We start from the raw sequence: 19,619 nt of genomic DNA, 5'->3' as shown, positions 1-19,619 counted from the left end.
CTCGCCGCGGTGCGGGTTGCGTCGCTCACTCCGTGGCCGCCAGTGCGGCCAGGGTCCGGCGGGCCACCTCGCGGCCGATGGGCAGGGAGGCCGTGGCCGCCGGGGACGGCGCGTTCAGCACGTGCACGGTCCGCGGGCCCTCGCGGATCAGGAAGTCGTCCACCAGCGTCCCGTCCCGCAGGACGGCCTGGGCCCGGACCCCGGCGGGCGCGGGCACCAGGTCCCGCTCCTCCACGGCGGGCAGCAGCCGGCGCACCGCCTCGGCGAACGCCGCCTTCGACACCGACCGGCGCAGCTCCCCCGCCCCGTACCGCCAGTGCCGGCGGGCGATCCGCCAGGAGCCGGGCCAGCTCAGCGTGCCCGCCAGCTCACGGGGCCGTACGACTCCCCAGCCGTACCCCTCGCGGGCCAGCGCCGGCACCGCGTTCGGGCCGACGTGCACCCCGCCGTCGATGCCCCGGGTGAGGTGCACGCCGAGGAAGGGGAACGCCGGGTCCGGCACCGGATACACCAGTCCCCGCACCAGCTCCGGGCGCGCCAGCTCGTAGTACTCCCCGCGGAACGGCACGATCCGCACCCGCGGGTCGTCCCCGGTCTGCCGCGCCACCTCGTCGCAGTGCAGCCCGGCGCAGTTGACCAGCACGCGGGCGCGGACGATGTCGCCGCCGGACGTCAGGACGGCGACGCCCCGCTCGGGCCGCCGGTCCACGCGGACCACCTCGGCGCCGTAGCGGATGTCGGCGCCCGAGGCGTCCGCGAGGTGGCGGGCCACGGCGGTGTAGTCGCAGATGCCCGTGGTGCCCACGTGGATCGCGGCCAGGCCGCGCACCTCCGGTTCGTACTCCTCGATCTGGGCGGCGCCCAGCTCGCGCACCGGTATGCCGTTCTCCCGGCCGCGCTGGACCAGGGCGTGCAGGCGGGGCAGCTCGTCGCGGCCGGTGGCGACGATCAGCTTGCCGGTGACGGCGTGCGCGATGCCGTACTCCGCGCAGAACTTGACCATCTCGGCGGCGCCCCGCACCGCGTACCGCGCCTTGAGCGAGCCGGGGCGGTAGTAGATCCCGCTGTGGATCACCCCGCTGTTGCGCCCGGTCTGGTGCCGGGCCGGGCCCGGCTCCTTCTCCAGCACCGTCACCCGGGTGCCCGGCGCGGCCCGGGTGATCGCGTACGCCGTCGACAGGCCGACGATGCCGCCCCCGATCACCAGCGCATCGCAGTCGTGAGCGCTCTTCCGCACCTGCTCCACCTCCCGCTCCCGATAGTGCACTGCGCCACTGACAATGCCTTCAAACCGGGAGACGGCAAGATCACCGGCATCACCTCGGTCACGGAGTCCGCGGGGAGCACCGAGCCGGGCCCCTCGGGCCCGCGGCGGAACCCCGCGGCGGAACCCCGCGGCGGAACCCCGCGGCGGAACCCCGGGGCGGGGACGGACCGGGAACGGACCGGGGACGGAGCGGGGCGCCGCCTGCCGTCCCGTCCCGTCCCGTTCCGTCCCGCTCAGGCCGTCGTCATCAGCAGCGGTCTGGCCCGCTCGCGCAGCTCCGCCACGCGCGGCTCGTCGCCGTAGGGCTCCAGCCGGTGCAGGAGGTCCCTGACGTACTCGGTGGTGCGCGCGGAGGAGATGCGTCCGGCGACCTCCACCGCCCGCACGCCCTGCTCGCAGGCCGCGTCCAGGTTGCCCGACTCCAGTTCGGCGACCGCCGAGACGACGAGTCTGAGGCCGTGAGAGCGCACGAACTCCTCCGTCGGTTTGGACAGCGCCTGTTCGGTGAAGCGGCGGACCTGGCGGGGTGCCTTCAGGTCGCGGTAGCACTCGGCGGCGTCGGCGGCGAACCGGTCGTAGCCGTAGAAGCCGAGCCAGGTCGGGTCGTTGTCGCCCTCCCGGGACCGCTCCAGCCAGCCCTCGGCCGCCTTGAGCGCGGCGCCGGCCGCCTGGGCGTCACCCGCGCGCGCGTGGGCGCGTGCCTCCACCAGCCGGAAGAAGCTCATGGTGCGCGCGGTGGCCAGGCCGCGGTTGCGCTCCAGCGCGGCCTGGGCGAGGTCGACGCCCTCGTCGCCGAAGCCGCGGTAGGTCGCCTGGAGGGACATCGACGCCAGGACGTATCCCCCCAGGGGCACGTCGGCCGCGGCGCGGGCCAGGCGCAGCGCCTGGATGTAGTACCGCTGGGCGGCCTCCTGCTGGCCGGTGTCGAAGGCCATCCAGCCCGCCAGCCGGGTCAGTTCGGCGGAGGCGCCGAACAGCGCGCGGCCGACCTCGTCGGAGTAGCAGCCCAGCAGCAGCGGCGCGGCCTCCACCCGTAAGCACTCGGGCACCATGGACGAACGCCAGTCGCCGCCCCCGTACTTGGAGTCCCAGCGCCTGGCGTCCTCGGCGGCCTCCCGCAGCTTGCGCACATCGCTGTGGCCGACTTTGAGCGGTGCGGCCGAGCCCTCGGTCCCGCCGGCCTCGCGCGCCACCGAGCTGTCGGCCGGGGTTATCAGCCAGCGGGAGGCGGGGGTGGCGTACGCGGTGACGGCGAACGAACCGGCGAGCGACTGCCAGATGCCGCCGGATCCGGCCCGGCGTCCCGCCAGGTCGAGCCGGTACAGCTCCGTGGCCGACTTCACCGCCTGGTTGACGTCGCGGGGGAAGGCGAGGCCGACCTCGGGCGCGGGGTCCGCGTCCGCGAGGCCGATCTCGTGGAGCGGCACCGGGCGGCCGAGTTTCTGGCCGATGGCGGCCGCGATGAGGTGCGGCGCCGCTCCCTGCGGCACCATCCCCTTCGAGACCCAGCGGGCCACCGACGTCTTGTCGTAGCGAAGCGTCAACCCGCGCTGGGCGCCGAGGTCGTTGACGCGTCGTGCGAGTCCGGCGTTGCTGATTCCCGCGAGGGCGAGAACGGCGCCGAGTTTTTCGTTCGGCCCGCGTTGCTCCCTGGACATGCGCCACCCCTCGACACAGACGGCTGCCGCGCTGGCATAACCACGCGGCATTCGTAAACCCAGCGTAGTTCGCCGCATCCCAAGCGTTAAGGGGCATTCTTCCGGTTGGCGGGATTGTGGTCCGCACGGGAGTACGGGCCCTGCACGCACGGTTGCCACGTGCTCCCGATGTGTGGCCGTGCGCCCGCCCGTGCGCTCTTCTCCGGCCATCGGCGCGACGGTTCCATGGTCCTGCGTGGGTCGGCCCGCTGTACTGGATCCAGTGGGCTGGGGGACACCGCCGCCTTCATCCCCGCGGGCGGCGGAACGGTCCGGGAGGCCAACCGCGCCTCCCGGACTGCGCGTTGGCCGCGCACGGCGCGGAGCGTGTACGGAGCGTGCGCACATCCGCTCCCGCCGCGCCAATTTGGCTGAAAATCATCTCTGCTTCCTGCCGGGTATTTCCCGTTCCCACCACGGGAGTTGACGGCGCACGGGGTGCTACGGGGAGCGCATCAGGGGGCGCATTCAGGTCGAGACGGCCTTGCCCGGCACGGCCGTTGGCCACCTCGCCGCCCGGCGCGCGGGGGCGCGCGGCACGGACCGAAGGCGGCTCCGCCTCCGCTCCGCCACGCCTGCTTCGTGGCAGCATGGACCCGGTTCGTGCGGTGCACTGGTGAATCCCGGTCCGTGGAGGCGTCGATGCGGTGGTTGGTGGGATGGAGCAGCGCCGCCGCGGGCACCGCCGGGACCGGCTCCGCGGGCGCCACCGGGTACGACGGCGAGACCGTGCAGCCGGTCGGCTCCCAACTGCTGTGGGGCGACCCCGACCCGCTGTGGGCGGTCGGCGACTGGCGGCCGGACGAGATCCGGCTGGTGCGGGCCGACGCGCAGACCAGGATCGCGGTGCTCGGTGTCTGCGGCGCCTCCGACGAGCAGCTGCGCGTCGGCCTGCTGGCCGCGCGCGGCGGCGCGCTGCGCCACCTGACCGCCTGGCCCGGCAGCTACACCGCCGTCGTGCAGGTCGGCCGCCGCATCACCGTCTGCGGCGATCTCGCGGGCGCCCGGCCGGTGTTCCACACCCCCTGGGCGCGCGGCACGGCGTACGCGACGGCCGCGCTCCCGCTGGCCGACCTCGTCGAGGCCAACCTCGACTTCGGACACCTCGCCGCGCTGCTCGCCGCCCCCGCCGTACCGGCCGCGCTGGACGACTCCACCCCGTACGAGGGCGTACGGCGCATCCCGCCGGGGCACGCGCTGATCCTGCGCGCCGGAGCGCGCGAGGTCGCCGGGTACGAGCAGGTCGCCTCCCTCGCCGTGGCCGCGCCCCCCGCCGACCCCGACAGCGCGGTCGGCGCCGTCCGGGACGCCCTGGTCGAAGCCGTCCGGGCCCGGCTCTCCGCGCCCCGGCACGTCCCCGACATCGACCCCGGCCCGGTGCCCGGCATGGGACCGGCCGAGCGCCGCGCCGCCCGCGGCATGCCGGTGCCCGGCATCGGCGCCGACCTGTCCGGCGGCCCGGCCTCCGGCACCCTCGCCCTGCTGGCCGCGGGCCTGCCGGGCAACCCCGGCACCCTGCTGGGCCACGGCACCGGCGCCGGCGAACGCCTGCTCGCCGTCACCTTCAACGACCTCGCCGTCGGCGGCCGCGAGGCCGAACTGGAGCGGGCCGGTGCGCTCGCCGCCAACCCGCGCCTGCACCACGTCGTGGTGGCGGGCGGCGAGGACGTCCTGCCCTACGCCGACCTGGAGGGCCCGCTCACCGACGAGCCCGGCCCCTCCCTGGTGACCGCGGCCCGCCACCGGGCCCGCCTCGCGTCGGGCAGCGCCGACCACTTCACCGGCCACGGCGCCCGCCAGGTCCTCGACGCCCACCCCGCGCGCCTGGCCGACCTGCTCATGGACCGCAGACGGCGCCACCTGGTCCGGCCGGTGGCCGCGCTCGCCAGGGCCGACGGCTCGGTGATGGTCCCCGCGCGCGTGTACGGCGCGGCGCGCAAGCTCGCCCGCACCCCCTACCGCGCCGGTCTCGAAGACCTCGCGGGACGGCTGCTCCAGCGCCGCTTCGACGAGCCCAGGGGCGCGGTCGGCGCCTCCCTGGCCGCGCTCACCTGGGCCGGGGCCGGGCCCGCCGCCCGCTGGCTGACCGGTGAGGCGCTGGCTGAAGTATCGGTTCGCCTCCAGGCCGCGACCAACCGCTCGACGACCGGCCCGGGACAGCGGCCGGGCGACCACCGCGCGCGTGCCGCCCTGGCCCGGCACGCCGCCGACCTCCGCGTCCTGGAGCAGGCCGCGGAGATCCGCTCCCAGCGGCTGCACGCCCCCTTCCTCGACAACCAGGTCGTACGGGCCTGCCGCGCGCTCCCCGAGGCCCTGCGGGTCCGGCCGGGAGCCCGCGCGGCGATCCTGCGCACCGTCCTGGAGGGCGCAGGCGTGGGCGGCCTGCCGCCCGGCTGGGGCGCGCCCTCGCAGGCCCCGGGCGTGTCCGCCGAGCGCGCGGGCCTGCGCCTGGCCGCGGACGGCCTGATGGCCCTGTTCGCCACCCCGCTGCTCGCCGAGGCGGGCCTGGTCGAGGCCCGGGTGGTCCGCAAGGCGCTGCGCGCGGCGGCCCAGGGCGAACCCCTGCCCCTGGACGGCCTGGCCGACCTGGTCTCCCTGGAGGTCTGGCTGCGCCGCCTGCTGGCCCGCCGCGGCACCTGCTGGACCGGCACCCCGGCCCGCGCCCGCGCGGTCCCGGGCGGCATCGCTCCCCAGCGGGGGGCACTGGCCTCCGGGGCGTGAGGGGGCGGCCGGCTCCCTGCGGGAGGGGCGCCGGGGCGGCTGCACTGTGGGGACGTCAGGGCTGTGCGGACGTCAGGGCTGTACGGACGTACGTCCGCGACCGGGCGGCTCCCGGTGAGCGCCGCGATGCGTCGGGGACGCGGGAGCCATGGCGGAGCCCTGGGGCATACGTCGGCATCGGCGTCCCGGCTGTGCGCGGGCCCCGCGCCTGCGCTCCGGTCGGCAGCGCCGAGGGGCGGGCTCTCCGGTGCCGGGGCACGGGCCTCCGTCCCAGTCGCCCGGCGGCGCGTCCGGGTGTACGGACTTCCGCTGCGGCGGTCCGGCAGCGTGGCCTGTCGCCGGTTCGCCGGTTCGCCGGTCCGGTGGACCGGCGGTCCCGCGGTCCGACAGCGCGGCCCGTCCCCGGTCCGGCGCTTCGGCGGTCCGGTGCGGCCCGCCTCGGCCGCCCTCGCGCTCCCGCCGCCGCGGCGGCTTCCCCGCCTCGCCCCGTCCCGGGCCCGCGCTCCGCCCGCACGCCCTCGCCATGGCCGCTCGGCGGTGTTCCCCCGGCGTTCCGACGGCCGGTGCCCCCTGGTGCGTACCGTCCCGGCATCTCGGGGTGGCGCTCCTCATCCCGCCCTCCCGCCGCCCGGCTCACGGACGCTTCGCCCCGGTCCTGCGCGCCGCCCGCGCGCCGCGCCGCTCACGCTCGCCACGGCCGTCCGGGGTGTCCCCGGCGTCACCGCGTCAGCGGCTCGGCCGCCCCGGCGCCGCGTCCCGCACCGGCGGCTCGGGGTGGCGCTCCTCATCCCGCCCTCCCGCCGCCCGGCTCACGGACGCTTCGCCCCGGTCCTGCGCGCCGCGCCGTGGTCGCGTGCCTACGTTCCCCACGATTGCGTCCCGGCGTCCCGGCGTCCCGGCGTTCCGGCGTTCCGGCGCAGCTGCTTCCCTGCCCCCGCCCCTCCCGCGCCGGCCCGCGGACGTCCCGTTCAACCCCACGCTGCCGCCGTCCGCGCGCCCTCACCCCAGCCCCCGCCCCCGGCTCGGCGACAAACCCCGTGCCCTGCTTCCGCCGCCCGGCGACAATGTCCCGGTGCAGTACAGAATCCTGGGCGTCACCCAGGCGGAGGACGACCGGGGCGCTGCCGTACCCGTGGGCGGTCCGCGCCTGCGGGCCCTGCTCACCGCGCTCGCCCTGCGGCCCGGACGGGTCACCGCACCGGGCGCCCTGATCGACGAGGTGTGGGGCGAGGCCCCGCCCCAGGACGCCCCGGCGGCGCTCCAGGCGCTGGTGGGCCGGTTGCGCCGCACCCTCGGCAGGGACGCGATCCGTTCCGAGACGGGCGGGTACCGGCTCGCGGTGGCCGAGGACGGCGTCGACCTCTTCGCCTTCGAGGGCCTCGTACGCCGGGGCACCGCCGCCCTCGGGCGGGGCGACGCGTCCGCCGCGGCCCGCTGCCTCGACGAGGCGCTCGCCCTGTGGCGCGGTCCCGCCCTGGCCGACCTGCCCGACCGCACCGCCGCCGCGCGCGTCGACACGCTGCGTCTGGAGGCGGTCCGTTCCCGCGCCGACGCACGACTGCGGCTGGGCCGCGCCGCCGAGGTCGTACCGGAGCTGACGGAACTGACCGTCGTACACCCGTACGACGAATCGCTGCACGCGCTGCTCATCCGCGCCCTGCGCGACACCGGCCGCGGCGCCGACGCCCTCGCCGCCTACGAACGGGCCCGCCGAGCCCTGGCCGACGGCCTCGGCACCGACCCGGGACCGGGACTCCGCGCCCTGCACGCCGGTCTCCTCGCCCCCGCCCCGCTCTCGTCCGCCCCGCCCGCCCCGTCCGGCCCGGTGCCCGACCCGCACGCCGCGCCCACCACGCACCCCTCGTCCGCCACGGAACCGCCGCACCCCGCGCACCCGGTTCCCCTCACCCCGGCCGTTCCCCTCACCCCAGTCGTCCCAGTCGTCCCGGCCGCCCCAGTCGTCCCGGCCGCCCCGGCTATCCCGGATCCGGCCCGCGCCGGCAACATCCGCCCCCGCCTCACCTCCTTCGTCGGCCGGGAGCCCGAACTCGCCGCCCTCCGCTCCGACCTGCGCGGGGCCCGGCTCGTCACCCTCACCGGACCGGGCGGTTCCGGCAAGACGCGGCTCGCGGAGGAGGCCGTCGCCGGGCTCCCGCAGGCGTGGCTCGTCGAGCTGGCGCCGCTGGACCGGCCGGAGGCGGTGCCCGGCGCCGTGGTCAGCGCGCTGGGGCTGCGCGAGACCGTACTGAAGACCAACGACCTGGTGACCCCGCAGGACGACCCGCTGACGCTGCTCGTCGAGTACTGCGCCCCGCGCGCCACCCTGCTGGTCCTCGACAACTGCGAACACGTCATCGGCGCCGCAGCGGCCCTCGCCGAGACGCTGCTCACCCGCTGCCCCGGCCTCACCGTCCTCGCCACCAGCCGCGAACCCCTCGGCGTCCCCGGCGAACTGGTGCGCCCGGTCGAACCGCTCGCGCCCGACCAGGCCCACCGCCTCTTCGCCGAGCGCGCCGCCGCCGTCCGCCCCGACGGCGCAGGCGTCCTCGACGACAAGGAGGCCGTGGCGGAGATCTGCCGCCGCCTGGACGGCCTGCCGCTCGCCATCGAGCTGGCCGCCGCCCGGCTGCGCATGCTCACCCCGCGGCAGATCGCCGACCGGCTCGACGACCGCTTCCGCCTGCTCACCGCGGGCAGCCGCACGGTCCTGCCCCGCCAGCAGACCCTGCGCGCCGTCGTCGACTGGTCCTGGGACCTGCTCGACGAGCAGGAGCGGACCATGCTGCGCGAGGCGTCCGTCTTCGCGGGCGGCTGGGACCTCGCCGCCGCCGAGGCCGTGTGCACCGGCCCCGCCGCCGGCCTCGTCGGGGCGCTCGTCGACAAGTCCCTGGTCATCGCCACCCCGGCCGCTGCGGAGGGCGGCGGGGGCGGCGGCATGCGCTACCGCATGCTGGAGACCATCCACGAGTACGCCACCGAGCGCGCCGCCGAGGTCCCGGGGCTGCGCGCCGCCGCCGAGGAGCGGCACCGGGCCTGGGTGCACGCGCTCGTCACGGAGGCCGATCCGCAGCTGCGGTCCGCCGGGCAACTGACGTGGATCGCCCGGCTGGAGGCCGAGCTGGACAACATCCGGGCGGCCCTCGACCGGGCCCTGGCCGCCGGGAACGAGCGGGCGTCCGCCGAACTCGCCCTCGGCATGGGCTGGTTCTGGTGGCTGCGGGCCTACCGCTGGGAGGCCATGGAGTGGGTCCACCGGGTGCTGTGCCTGGGTGTCGCCCTGGACACCGGCACCCCGCCCGCGCCCGTGCGCCCGTTCTCGTCCGGGCTCACGCCCGCGACCGCCCCCGGCACCGTCGACCTGGTGGACGCCCTCCTGAACGCACCGGACGGCGAGCGCGGCCACCCGCTGCACGCCCTGCGCATGGACCTGCGCATGCTGCACGGGTTCCTGTCGACGGAGACCGAGGCGGCCGAAGTGGTCCGCGACGAACGGGTCCTGCGCTACATGGCCCGCGTGCGGGCCGCCTTCGCGGACGGCGGCCCGCACGCCGCCCGGATGCCAGGACTGCTGTGGCCGCTCAGCTCCTATCTGACGAACACCCCGGACGACATGCGCCGCATCCTGGACGGCGCCATCGCCAACTGCCGTGCGTACGGCGGCGACTGGGAGGTCGGCGTCCTCCTCATGTTCCGTACGCACATGGTCGTCGACTCCCCCGGCAACCTGAACGGCGTCGACGAGGACCTCGCCGAACTGCGGCGGCTCAGCCATCGGGTGGGCGACCGCTGGATGCGCGCGCAGGTGTGCAGCGCGGCCGGGGAGGCGGCCATGGCACGCAGCCGGCCGGCCGAGGCGCGCGCCGAGTACGAGGAGGCGCTGCGGCTGGCCCACGAGGTGGGCGCCCACGCCGAGACGCCGTTCCTGCTGGCCCGCCTCGCCGAGATCTCCTATCGCTCCGGCGACCGGACCGGCGCCCTCGCGACCCTGGACGAGGCGAGCGAGGCGGCCGAGCGGCACCGGGTGGTGGACTCCCGTGCGTTCGTGCTGCTGCTGCGCGCCCAGCTGGCCCTGGACGACGGCGATGTGGCCGGAGCGCGCACCCACTGCGACGCGGCCCGTGCGGAGAGCGGGCGCGGGACCCCGCCCCCGCAGTTCGAGGCGGTGCTGCGCGGGATCGACGCCCTCGTCACCGCCGCCGAGCGCGGCCCGCGGTACGGACTGCCGCTGCTCGGCGAGGCGTTGGACATCGCCACCGAGCAGCACTGCTCCGAGGTGGTGACGGCCGCGCTCGTGGACATGGCGGCCGAGGTGCTGTCCCGGCTCGGCGAGCACGCCCGCGCGCTCCGGCTGCTCGCCGCCGCCGACAGCCGGCGCGACGGCCGCCCCCGCCCGCAGCCCGAGCGGACGTGCGCGGAGCGCGCCGAGGCCGCCGCGCGCGCCGTCCTCGGCGCCGAGCGCTGCGCCGCCGAACTCGCCCGGGGCGCGGCCCTCACCGTGGACGGTGTCCTCGCCGAGGTCGCCGAGGCCGTGCGCCGCCATTCTCCCGCTGCCCGCGCGTGAGCCCGGTCCCGCGGCCGTCCTTCGGCGCTACGCGCAGGTGAACCGCGACTCCGCCCAGTCCGCGAGGGTCACCGCGTCGAAGGCGCTGCGCGGGGTGACGACCAGTTGCACGGTCCGGCGGCCGACGAGGCTCACATGGACCGGGACGGCGGCCTGGCCGCCGGTGACGGTGGCGGACTCCCACAGCCGCACACCGTCGGCGTACACCGAGAAGGCGACCTCGCCCAGCCCGGCCGCCAGGTCGTCGACACCGGCCACCGCGTCGTAGGCGGAGCAGGCGCGGTTGAGGTCGATGGTGACCGAGGACTCGCCGTGCACGCTCACCCCGTGCGGATACCGCTTCCCGGCGATCTCCACACCGTCGCGCTGCCACACCCAGTTGCTGCTGCCGAGCCGCATCTCCGGTCCGGTGCCGTCGCCGGTGACGTCGTAGCTCAGCTCGCTCCACCGGTAGACGGCCGGGGGAGTGGGTGTCGGGGTCGGGGTCGGCGTCGGTGTCGGGGACGGGGTGGGCGTGGGCGACGGAGGGGGCGGTGCGGGCTTCGGGGTGGGCTTCGGCGACGGCTTGGGCGTCGGGGTGGGTGTGGGGGTCGGCTCGGGCGCGGGCCGGGGCGCGACGACGGGCTCCGGCGGCTTCCGGCTGGGCCGGGGGCGGGGCGCGGGGCGGGGCGGGGCGCTCGACGGCGGCTGCGGTTCGACGACCGGGGCGGGGGGCGGCGCCGCCCGGGGCTTGTCGGCGGGGGCGTCGTGGCCGACCAGGGCGAAGGCGAGCCCCGCCGCGGCCACGGCGACGACTCCGGCCGCGATCCCGGCCTTGACCGGCGCGCCGAGCCCCTCGGAGGCCGCCGCGCCCCCGGCACCCGTACCACCGGAGGACCCGCCCGCGGCCGCGCCCGCAGCGCCCGCCGCACCGGCCGCACCGGCCGCCCCCGCGCCGCCCGCGAGCAGCCCGAACCCCTTGGCGTACCCGGCGGCGCCGAACCAGCCGAGGACGGCGACCGGCACGACGGCCGGGATGCCGCCCGCGACCTCCTCGATCTGGAGCGCCGCCACCCGGCACCTGGCGCACTCCTCCAGGTGCTTGCGCAGGCCCCGTTCGGCGCGGGTGCGCAGCTTGCGCCGGGCGTAGCCACCGAGTTGGTCGGCGTACCGGGCGCACTCCGCGTCGCCGGTCAGGGACGTGCTCACATGGGCCTGGAGATAGGCCTGCTTGAGGCCCTCGCGGGCCCGGCTGGCCAGCACCCGGGTGCCGTTGGCGTCCAGCCCGAACAGGGTGGCGACCTCGCTGGGCGACTCGTCCTCGACCTCGGTGTGCCACAGCACGGCCTGCCACCGCTCGGGCAGCGAGCGGAACGCCCGCATCGCCATCGACTGCTCGGCCTCGTGCATCGCCCGCACGTCCGCGCCCAGGTCGAGCGTGTCGGCGTCGGACACCTCGGAGCTCCGGACCGCCTGCGCGGCGAACACGGCGAAATCGTCGACCAGTTGCTCACGCCGCGCGGTCTTCGTCCAGTGCGCGGCCACCCGCCGGACACTGGTCAGCAGATAGGCGCGGACGGCGTGCCGGGGGCCCGCGCCGCCCCGCACGGCCTGGAGCATCGCGGCGAAGACCTCGGCCGTGAGGTCGTCGGCAGTGTGGGCGTCCCGGCAGCAGCTACGGGCGTACCGGCGCACCGCGTCGGCGTGGCGGCGGTACAGGTCCTCGTACGCCGTGTCGTCCCCGGACCGCATCCGGTCGACCAGCTCGGCATCGGACGGCGGCACCTCGCGCGGCGGCGGCAGCACGCTGTCCTCGCGCCACTCGCGCTGCGCCGGCACCCCGCCCTCGGCCACCGGCCCCCAGCCGACCTGGCCCGGGGTGTCCCGGTCCGAGGCGTCCCGGTCCGAGAAGTCCTGCGGGTCCGCCCGGTGCGGGACGTCCGGCCGGTCCGCCGCTTCCGCCCGGTGCGCGGGCTGCCTGGGCGGCGCGTCGTCGCGCGGGACACCGGCCGGCCCGCCCTGGCTCGGCACCTGGGGCGGGCGCGGCCCGCCGGTGCCCGCCCCGCCGTCACCGACCGACTCACCACGTCCGTCAACGCCCATCGCCGATAGCCCCCGCCGCCAGCCCAGCCGACCCGATCACCGGGCCAGACTGCCACAGCGGCTCTTGTCAGGACTCGGCAGGAAGGATCCTCCACCCGTCTGTGGGGGACTCACCGCCCCCCGGAATCGACATCACCCGTACGGGGCATGCTCCCCGGAATGCGGCGGAACCCGCGCCGGCGCGCACGCCCCCGGGCGCGACGCCCCGTCCGCGCCCCACCCGAGTCCCGTACGGCCCTCCCGTACGGCCCTCCCGCACGGGCATCCCATTCAGGCATCCCATTCAGGCATCCCATACGGGCGTCCCGTCGCCGTCACCGGGAGAACCCGCCCCGCGCGCTCACACCGGCCGGGACCGCAGCCCCTCCAGCAGAATGTCCAGCAGCCGTGCCGAGGCCGCCGCCTGCTGGGCGGCGTCCGGCAGCGAGGGCGCCGCCGTGGCGATCACGAGCAGCACGTCCGACACCGAGACATCGGTCCGCAGCTCACCCGCCGCGCGGGCCCGCTCCACCAGCCGGCCCACGACCTCCAGCAGCTCCGCGGCTCCCGTGTCGTCCACCGCCTCCGGTGCGAGCGCGGCGTCCCGGTCGGACACCAGCCGCAGCTCGCCCGCGCCCGGCTCGGACCGCTGCTGCGGCACCCGCGCGCCGTCCGCGCCGTCCGTCTCGCCGGCCCGCTCCTCCGCGACCCCGACGCGCAGCACCTGCGGCGGCAGCAGCCGCCCGGCACCGGACGCCACCGAGGTGCGCAGGAACCGGGAGAGCGCCGACCACGGCTCGTCCTCCTGGCCGAGCGCGGCCCGTGCCTGGTCGGTCAGCCGGGAGGTCTCCTCCTCGGCTATCCGCCGCACCAGGACGTCCTTGCTGGGAAAGCGCCGGTACACCGTGCCCACGCCGACCCGGGCGCGCCGTGCCACGTCCTCCATCGGCGCGCCGTACCCCAGCTCGCCGAAGACCTCGCGCGCCGCCCGCAGCACGTGTTCGAGGTTGCGCTGTGCGTCCACGCGCAGCGGAGTGGTCCGCACCGACCGGGGATCCTCCCCGCGTCCGCCCACCGCCGCGCCCATCGCCCCGCCACCGGCCGCGACAGCGGACGCGGTGGACCAATGAGTGTCCTGAATGTGCATAGCCGATCCCCCGGTAATGACGTCTCCCCCCGGAGACTCTCCCCGCCACTGAATTCCGGGATGCGCTGAACGGGGACCGCGCACGACCGAGCCGTTCCGCGAGACCAGGCGGGACCCGCCGACTCGTCCGGTCACTTCCCCCACACCCCGACGACACACGAACATAGTTGAGTGGGAGTCAATTCAGAAGGGGCAGTTCCGCACGGACCGCCCCCCGATCGGAGTACGAGCCGCCCCGGCGCGCCCCACGACCCGCTCCGCACCCCCACCCACCCGCGCTGACCTGCGCACCTGACCCGGCCCCCGGTGATCAGGCCAATCCTGCGCCCGGCCGCCCGGCGGTCACACAAATCGCCGGGGCTGTGGACAAACGAGAGTCACGGGTGCGTCATGGGATGGTGAAGGAACGTGCGCGCATTCTCGTTGTCGGCGGCGGCTACGTCGGGATGTACACGGCTCTGCGCCTCCAGCGGCGGCTGAAACGGGAGCTGCTGCGGGGCGACGCCGAGATCACCGTCGTCACGCCCGACCCCTATATGACGTATCAGCCGTTCCTGCCCGAGGCGGCGGCCGGCGCGATCTCGCCGCGGCACGTCGTCGTACCGCTGCGCCGCGTCCTCGGCGGCTGCCGGGTCGTCGCGGGCGAGGTGAAGTCCGTCGACCACGCGCACCGCACCGCCGTCCTCGCCACCCTCGCCACCGAGGAGAAGGGCGGCACCGAGCACCTGGCGTACGACGAACTCGTGCTCGCCCCCGGCTCCGTCGCGCGCACCCTGCCCGTCCCCGGTCTCGCCGACCACGGCATCGGCTTCAAGACCGTCGAGGAGGCCATCGGCCTGCGCAACCACGTCATCGAGCAGATGGACATCGCCTCCTCCACCCGCGACCCCGCCATCCGCGACGCCGCCCTCACCTTCGTCTTCGTCGGCGGCGGCTACGCGGGCGTGGAAGCGCTCGGCGAACTGGAGGACATGGCCCGCTACGCCGCCCGCTACTACCACAACATCCGGCCCGAGGACATGAAATGGATCCTCGTCGAGGCCTCGGACCGCATCCTGCCCGAGGTCGGCGAGGAGATGGGCCGCTACACGGTCACCGAACTGCGCCGCCGCAACATCCAGGTGCTCCTGCGGACCCGCCTGGAGTCGTGCGCCGACCGTGTCGCCGTGCTCAGCGACGGGCAGCGCTTCCCCACCCGCACCGTCGTGTGGACCGCCGGGGTCAAGCCGCACCCCCTGCTGGCCGCCACCGACCTGCCGCTCGACGGCCGGGGCCGCGTCCGGTGCACCGCCGAGCTGACCGTCGAGGGCACCGAGCACGCCTGGGCCGCGGGCGACGCCGCCGCCGTCCCCGACGTCACCGCCGCCGAACCCGGCAAGGAGACCGCGCCCAACGCCCAGCACGCGGTCCGCCAGGCGAAGGTCCTCGGCGACAACATCGCCCACGCGCTGCGCGGCGAACCCCTGGAGACGTACGCGCACCGCTACGTCGGCTCGGTCGCCTCCCTCGGACTGCACCAGGGCGTCGCCCAGGTCTACGGCCGCAGGCTGAAGGGCTACCCGGCCTGGTTCATGCACCGCGCCTACCACCTCAGCCGGGTCCCCACCGTCAACCGCAAGGCCCGCGTCCTCGCCGAATGGCTGCTCGCCGGCCTCTTCAAACGGGAGATCGTCTCCCTCGGGTCCCTGGAACACCCCCGCGCCGAATTCGAACTCGCGGCCGGGGGAAAACACCCCCTCGACCCGGACACCGACCCGAAAGGGTCGTCCTGACCGGACCGCGGAACTCCGCCGGGCGCCACCGCGTCCCACGGATGCCGTCGCGTGGCGCCCGCACTGCCAGACTGGTCCACGACCGGAGGCGGAAGCCGCCCGTCCCGGCCGCCGTATCCGCACGGACACCGTGCCGCACCCGGGGCCGGAGAAGGCCGGCCGCCCCGCGCGGCCCCGCACCCCGGCCGGGCCCGGAGCCGGACCGACACCACCGACACGAGGCAAGGATTCGTGAACTTCACGCGCTGGAGCGCCCGGCTCCCCCCGATCCCCGGAACACAGCGCCGTGCCGCGGCGCGGACCGGTCTCGCACCGGACCGGCGCTCCGACGGCTCCGCGCCCGACCCGGACCGGCGCTCCGACGGCTCCGTGCCCGCCGCCCGCGGCGAGCGGCAGACCGACGGGAGCCCGCCCCCGCCCGGCGTCGACGGGCTCCCCGCCCGTGAGGTCCTCGACCGCGTCCCCGCCCTCGTCGCCCTCGTCCACGGCGCCGACCACCGCCTCGCCTACCTCAACGACGCGTACACCACGGCCTTCGGCGCGCGCCCGCTCGGCGAACCCGCCCGCGACGCCCTGCCCGAACTGCGCGAACTGGGCCTGCTCCCGCTCCTCGACCAGGTCCTGCGCAGCGGCAGACCCCGCACCCTGAAGTCCCGCAGAGCACCCGACGGCCGCTCCTACACCTTCACCTGCACCCCGGTCCGCGACCCCGGTCCCGGCGAGCGCGCCACCGCCCAGGGCGGCGCGGGCGTGCTCGTCTTCGCCACCGACGTCACCGACCACGCCGAGGCCGCCGACCGCCTGCGCGCCAGCGAACGCCGCCAGCGCGAGACCGCCGTCACCCTCCAGCGCTCCCTGCTGCCCCAGGTGCTGGAACAGCCCGACGACCTGCGCGTCGCCGCCACCTACCACCCCGGCGGCACCGAAGCCGCCGTCGGCGGCGACTGGTACGACGTCATCACCCTCGGCGGCGGACGCACCGCCCTCGTCATCGGCGACGTCATGGGCCGCGGGGTGCGCGCCGCCGCGGTCATGGGCCAGCTGCGCACCGCCGTGCGCGCCTACGCCCGCATGGACCTCCCGCCGCACGAGATCCTCCAGCTCCTGGACGGCCTCGCCGCCGAGATCGACGCCAACCAGATCGCCACCTGCGTCTACGCCGTCCACGACCCCAACGAGGGCCGGCTGGTCTACTCCTCCGCGGGGCACCTGCCGATCCTCGTCCGCGACGAGACCGGCACCGTCGTACGCGCCGACGAACCCACCGGCCCGCCCCTGGGCACCGGCGGCTGGATGCACGCCTCCGGCTCGGTCCCGCTCGCCCCCGGTTCCACGGCCGTGCTCTACACCGACGGCCTGGTGGAACGCCGCGACGCGGACCTCGACGAGGGCATCGCCGCCCTGGAACGCGCCCTGGCCGGCGCCACCGGCACCCCCCAGGTCGTCTGCGACCGCCTGGTCCGCTCCGCCGGGGTCCAGGCCGACCACGACGACGACGTCGCCGTCCTCGTCCTCCAGCATCCCGCCCGCACCGGCCCCGACCGCGAACTGTTCCGCAACGCCGCGCTGGAACTCCTCGGCGGCGTGGAAGCCGCGCCCCGCGCGCGTGCCTTCGCCTCCGGCGTCCTGGCCAGCTGGCGCTTCCCGCCGGAACTCCGCGACGCGGGCGTCCTCGCGGCCAGCGAACTCGTCGCCAACTCCCTCCAGCACGGCACACCGCCCATGCGGCTGCGGCTGCGCCGCACCGACCGCCGACTGATCGTCGAGGTCACCGACGGCGACGACCACCTGCCCCGGCGCCGCCGCGCCGAACCCGCGGACGAGTCCGGCCGGGGCATCGCCATCGTCGCCACCATCGCCGACCACTGGGGCGCCCGCCGCACCCCGGGCGGCGGAAAGGCCGTCTGGTGCGAGTTCACCCTGCCGGGCCGACGGCCCTGATCCCCGCGGCGAGGTCAGCCGCCCGCACCCGGCCGGGGACACGGCAAGGCGGCCGTCGCCCGAGGACGACGGCCGCCTTGCCCGCGCTCACGCTCAGACCTCCGCGGCCACCGGCTCCGCCGCGGCCCCACCGCGCGCCACCACCCGGGTCCGCGCGGCCCACGGATGATCCTGCACGGAGCTCAGCCCCCGGCCCAGCCGCAGCGCCAGCGCACTGATCCCCAGCGAGAACAGCAGGAAGGTCACCACGTACGGCCCCGGCAGCGACGCCGCCAGCGGACCGCCCACCGCCGGACCGACGGCCAGCGCGAGCTGCTTCACCAGGGCGAACGCCGAGTTGTACTGACCGGCCAGACCCTCCGGGGCGAGGTCCGCCACCAGCGGGGCGAGCGTCGGCGACAGCATCGCCTCACCCAGCCCGAACAGCGCGTACGTCGACACGAAGGCGGCCGTCGCCATCGTCTGGCTGCCGTGCCCGAGACCCGCGTACGCCGCCGTGGCCCAGGCCACCGCCCAGATCACGCCGACCGCGGCGATCACCCGCGAGCGCCGCCGCCGCTCCACGAACCTCAGCACGGCGAACTGCGCCACCACGATCATCAGCGTGTTCGCCGCCAGCGCGGTGCCCAGCGCCGACGTCGAGATCCCCGCGGCCTCCACGCCGTACGCGCTCAGACCCGACTCGAACTGCCCGTAGCAGGCGAAGAACAGCACGAAGCCCAGCACGCACAGCTGCACCATGGCCCGGTTCCCCAGCACCGCGCGCCAGCCGGTGCGGCCCGCACCCGGTCCGGCGTCCGCGGCCGCCTCGACGCGCGGGGCACGCGGCATGCGCACCGTCGCCATGACCGCGACCAGCAGCAGGAACACCGCCGCCTCGATCGCGAACAGCAGGGTGAAGGAGGAGACCCGCGAGGTGTCCACGAGGTGCCCGCCGATGAGGCCGCCGACACCGAGACCCAGGTTCTGCAGGAAGAACTGCATCGCGAACGCCCGCGAGCGGGTCTCCGACTCCGAGCAGTCCACGATCATCGTGGCCAGCGCGGGCTGCATCACGGCCTGTCCGGCGCCCAGGGCCGCCGCCGACAGCAGGACGGCCGTCGCCCCGCCCGCGAGCCCCAGGCTCAGCGCTCCCAGCGCGGCGGTGACCAGGGCGGCGAGCAGGACCGGCAGCGGGCCGCGGCGCACGATCGCCCGGCCGGCGAACGGCAGCACTATCAGCGCGGCCACGGCGAAGACGGCGAGCACGAGCCCCGCCGTCATGGCCCCCAGTCCCCGCACCTGCGCCACATAGACGTACAGGTAGGGGACGGTGAAGCCGAGCCCGAACGCGCTGAGTGCGTTGCCCACGTGGATCCGGCGCATCGCTGCGCCCATCGCCCTGGTCACGTTCACCTCTCTCATCTCTCAAGCCGAAGCTCTGGTCGTACGGTCGCCGGTCATTGAAGTGATCAGGAGTTAACCCTGAAGACTTCAAGACTAAAGTTCGAAGCTAAAGAGTACACCTGGAAGGACTTCAATGCCAAGCCGGTCCGTGCCATACTGCGGACATGGGTGACACCCCCGGTCTCGGCAGCGAGCCGACACTCGAAGAGCAGATCGCCGCCTACCAGCGCGAGTTCCAGGACCTCGACCCCCAGGTCGAGAAGATCGTCTCGGCGCTGTCCCGCCTGAACCGCCGGATGAACGTCGCCTACGGCCGCCAGACCTCCGAGCTGGGCATCAGCAACGCCGAGTGGGAAGTGCTCAAGGCGCTCGTCCTCTCCGGGGCGCCCTACCGCCTCGGCCCGAGCGACCTCGCCAAGCGCCTCGGCCTCACCCCGGCCGCGATGACCCACCGCATCGACCGCATGGTCGGCGAGGGCCTGGTCACCCGCGAACGCGACGAGAACAACCGCGTCCGCGTCATCGTCGAGCTGACCCCGGAGGGCCGGGAGAAGTGGATGGAGGCCATGCGCCTCGCCACGGTCTTCGAGGGCGACCTCCTCCAGGACCTCTCCCCGGCGGAGCGCGCCGTGCTCGGCGAGGTGCTGACCCGGCTCCTGCGCCGGGTGGAGCACGCCCAGCCGGACGCCGGCGGACGCCTCAGCGACCTCGACTAAAAGATCTTGACAGGGGCTCCTTGACACGCCTCTGCCCGATCCGTAGAGTTCTTCGGGTTGCCGCGGAGCCGTAACGGTTCCTCGACAACACCTCCCGCCGCACTGCGGCACCCACACCATCAGCACGATCTCCCAGCCGGGTTGATTTCGGCGTGCCCGAATTCAATTCGAATGGAACTCGTCGATACCGAACGGATCCGCCAAGGGCCCGATTGGGAATCAGCGAGCGGATCCGCTAAGGTTTGGGACGTCGGAACGGCCCAACGGCCGGGAAGACGGACCCCGCTGACTGGGGGTCAGGTCGAGAAAAGATCTGATAGAGTCGGAACCGCCGGAAAGGGGAACGCGGA

General features: G+C 75.7%; 10 protein-coding genes. 5 read left to right on the top strand and 5 right to left on the bottom strand.

Going from position 1 to position 19,619, the window contains the following annotated elements; translation table 11 throughout:
• Positions 1-25: 25 nt before the first annotated feature.
• Positions 26-1,246 carry an L-2-hydroxyglutarate oxidase gene (gene lhgO / locus A8713_RS14640; RefSeq protein ID WP_064533907.1) on the bottom strand — a complete coding sequence of 407 codons (1,221 nt, stop codon included), beginning with the start codon at positions 1,244-1,246 and terminating at the stop codon, positions 26-28.
• 254 nt (positions 1,247-1,500) lie between these two features.
• The gene (locus A8713_RS14635; protein WP_064533906.1) at positions 1,501-2,925 is read right to left on the bottom strand and encodes a hypothetical protein; all 1,425 of its coding nucleotides are present in this window, start codon (positions 2,923-2,925) and stop codon (positions 1,501-1,503) included.
• Between the two features lie 681 nt (positions 2,926-3,606).
• Between A8713_RS14635 and A8713_RS14630 the strand changes: the two genes are divergently transcribed.
• Entirely contained in the window at positions 3,607-5,685 is a 2,079-nt protein-coding gene (locus tag A8713_RS14630) for an asparagine synthase-related protein (RefSeq protein WP_064533905.1), read from the top strand.
• Between the two features lie 1,072 nt (positions 5,686-6,757).
• Positions 6,758-10,246, top strand: a complete 3,489-nt coding sequence (locus A8713_RS14625) for an AfsR/SARP family transcriptional regulator (protein ID WP_064533904.1) — start codon at positions 6,758-6,760, stop codon at positions 10,244-10,246.
• 27 nt (positions 10,247-10,273) lie between these two features.
• On the opposite strand, the gene A8713_RS14620 is transcribed toward A8713_RS14625, so the two are convergent.
• A complete protein-coding gene (locus A8713_RS14620; RefSeq protein ID WP_064533903.1) occupies positions 10,274-12,328 on the bottom strand; it encodes a sigma-70 family RNA polymerase sigma factor in 2,055 nt (684 codons plus the stop codon).
• Positions 12,329-12,668: 340 nt separating this feature from the next.
• Positions 12,669-13,454 (bottom strand): TetR/AcrR family transcriptional regulator, encoded by a 786-nt coding sequence (locus tag A8713_RS14615; protein ID WP_064533902.1) that lies wholly within the window; start codon positions 13,452-13,454, stop codon positions 12,669-12,671.
• 395 nt (positions 13,455-13,849) lie between these two features.
• Here A8713_RS14615 and A8713_RS14610 point away from each other — a divergent pair, with 395 nt between their 5' ends.
• Both A8713_RS14610 and A8713_RS14605 read left to right on the top strand, forming a co-directional pair.
• Complete coding sequence (locus tag A8713_RS14610; RefSeq protein WP_064533901.1) at positions 13,850-15,226, top strand: NAD(P)/FAD-dependent oxidoreductase; 1,377 nt, start codon at positions 13,850-13,852, stop codon at positions 15,224-15,226.
• Between the two features lie 231 nt (positions 15,227-15,457).
• Positions 15,458-17,167 carry an ATP-binding SpoIIE family protein phosphatase gene (locus tag A8713_RS14605; protein ID WP_064533900.1) on the top strand — a complete coding sequence of 570 codons (1,710 nt, stop codon included), beginning with the start codon at positions 15,458-15,460 and terminating at the stop codon, positions 17,165-17,167.
• A 93-nt stretch (positions 17,168-17,260) separates the two neighbouring features.
• Here A8713_RS14605 and A8713_RS14600 read toward each other — a convergent pair whose 3' ends face one another.
• Complete coding sequence (locus A8713_RS14600; protein ID WP_173860971.1) at positions 17,261-18,532, bottom strand: MFS transporter; 1,272 nt, start codon at positions 18,530-18,532, stop codon at positions 17,261-17,263.
• A gap of 185 nt (positions 18,533-18,717) precedes the next feature.
• Here A8713_RS14600 and A8713_RS34715 point away from each other — a divergent pair, with 185 nt between their 5' ends.
• On the top strand, positions 18,718-19,269 hold the full coding sequence (locus A8713_RS34715) for a MarR family winged helix-turn-helix transcriptional regulator (RefSeq protein ID WP_018566425.1): 552 nt from the start codon (positions 18,718-18,720) through the stop codon (positions 19,267-19,269).
• Positions 19,270-19,619 lie beyond the last annotated feature (350 nt).

This window comes from Streptomyces sp. SAT1 (assembly GCF_001654495.1).
GTDB classification, from domain to species: Bacteria; Actinomycetota; Actinomycetes; order Streptomycetales; family Streptomycetaceae; genus Streptomyces; species Streptomyces andamanensis.
Note: the sequence above shows the minus strand (reverse complement) of the source record. Positions and strands in the feature narration are given on the sequence as shown.

Excerpts from the sequence above, each read along its gene's own strand:
- A8713_RS14635 (WP_064533906.1), bottom strand. The coding sequence starts at position 2,925 with ATGTCCAGGGAGCAACGCGGGCCGAACGAAAAACTCGGCGCCGTTCTC.
- A8713_RS14630 (WP_064533905.1), top strand. The coding sequence starts at position 3,607 with ATGCGGTGGTTGGTGGGATGGAGCAGCGCCGCCGCGGGCACCGCCGGG.
- A8713_RS14620 (WP_064533903.1), bottom strand. The coding sequence starts at position 12,328 with ATGGGCGTTGACGGACGTGGTGAGTCGGTCGGTGACGGCGGGGCGGGC.
- A8713_RS14615 (WP_064533902.1), bottom strand. The coding sequence starts at position 13,454 with ATGCACATTCAGGACACTCATTGGTCCACCGCGTCCGCTGTCGCGGCC.
- A8713_RS14610 (WP_064533901.1), top strand. The coding sequence starts at position 13,850 with ATGGTGAAGGAACGTGCGCGCATTCTCGTTGTCGGCGGCGGCTACGTC.
- A8713_RS14600 (WP_173860971.1), bottom strand. The coding sequence starts at position 18,532 with ATGCGCCGGATCCACGTGGGCAACGCACTCAGCGCGTTCGGGCTCGGC.
- A8713_RS34715 (WP_018566425.1), top strand. The coding sequence starts at position 18,718 with ATGGGTGACACCCCCGGTCTCGGCAGCGAGCCGACACTCGAAGAGCAG.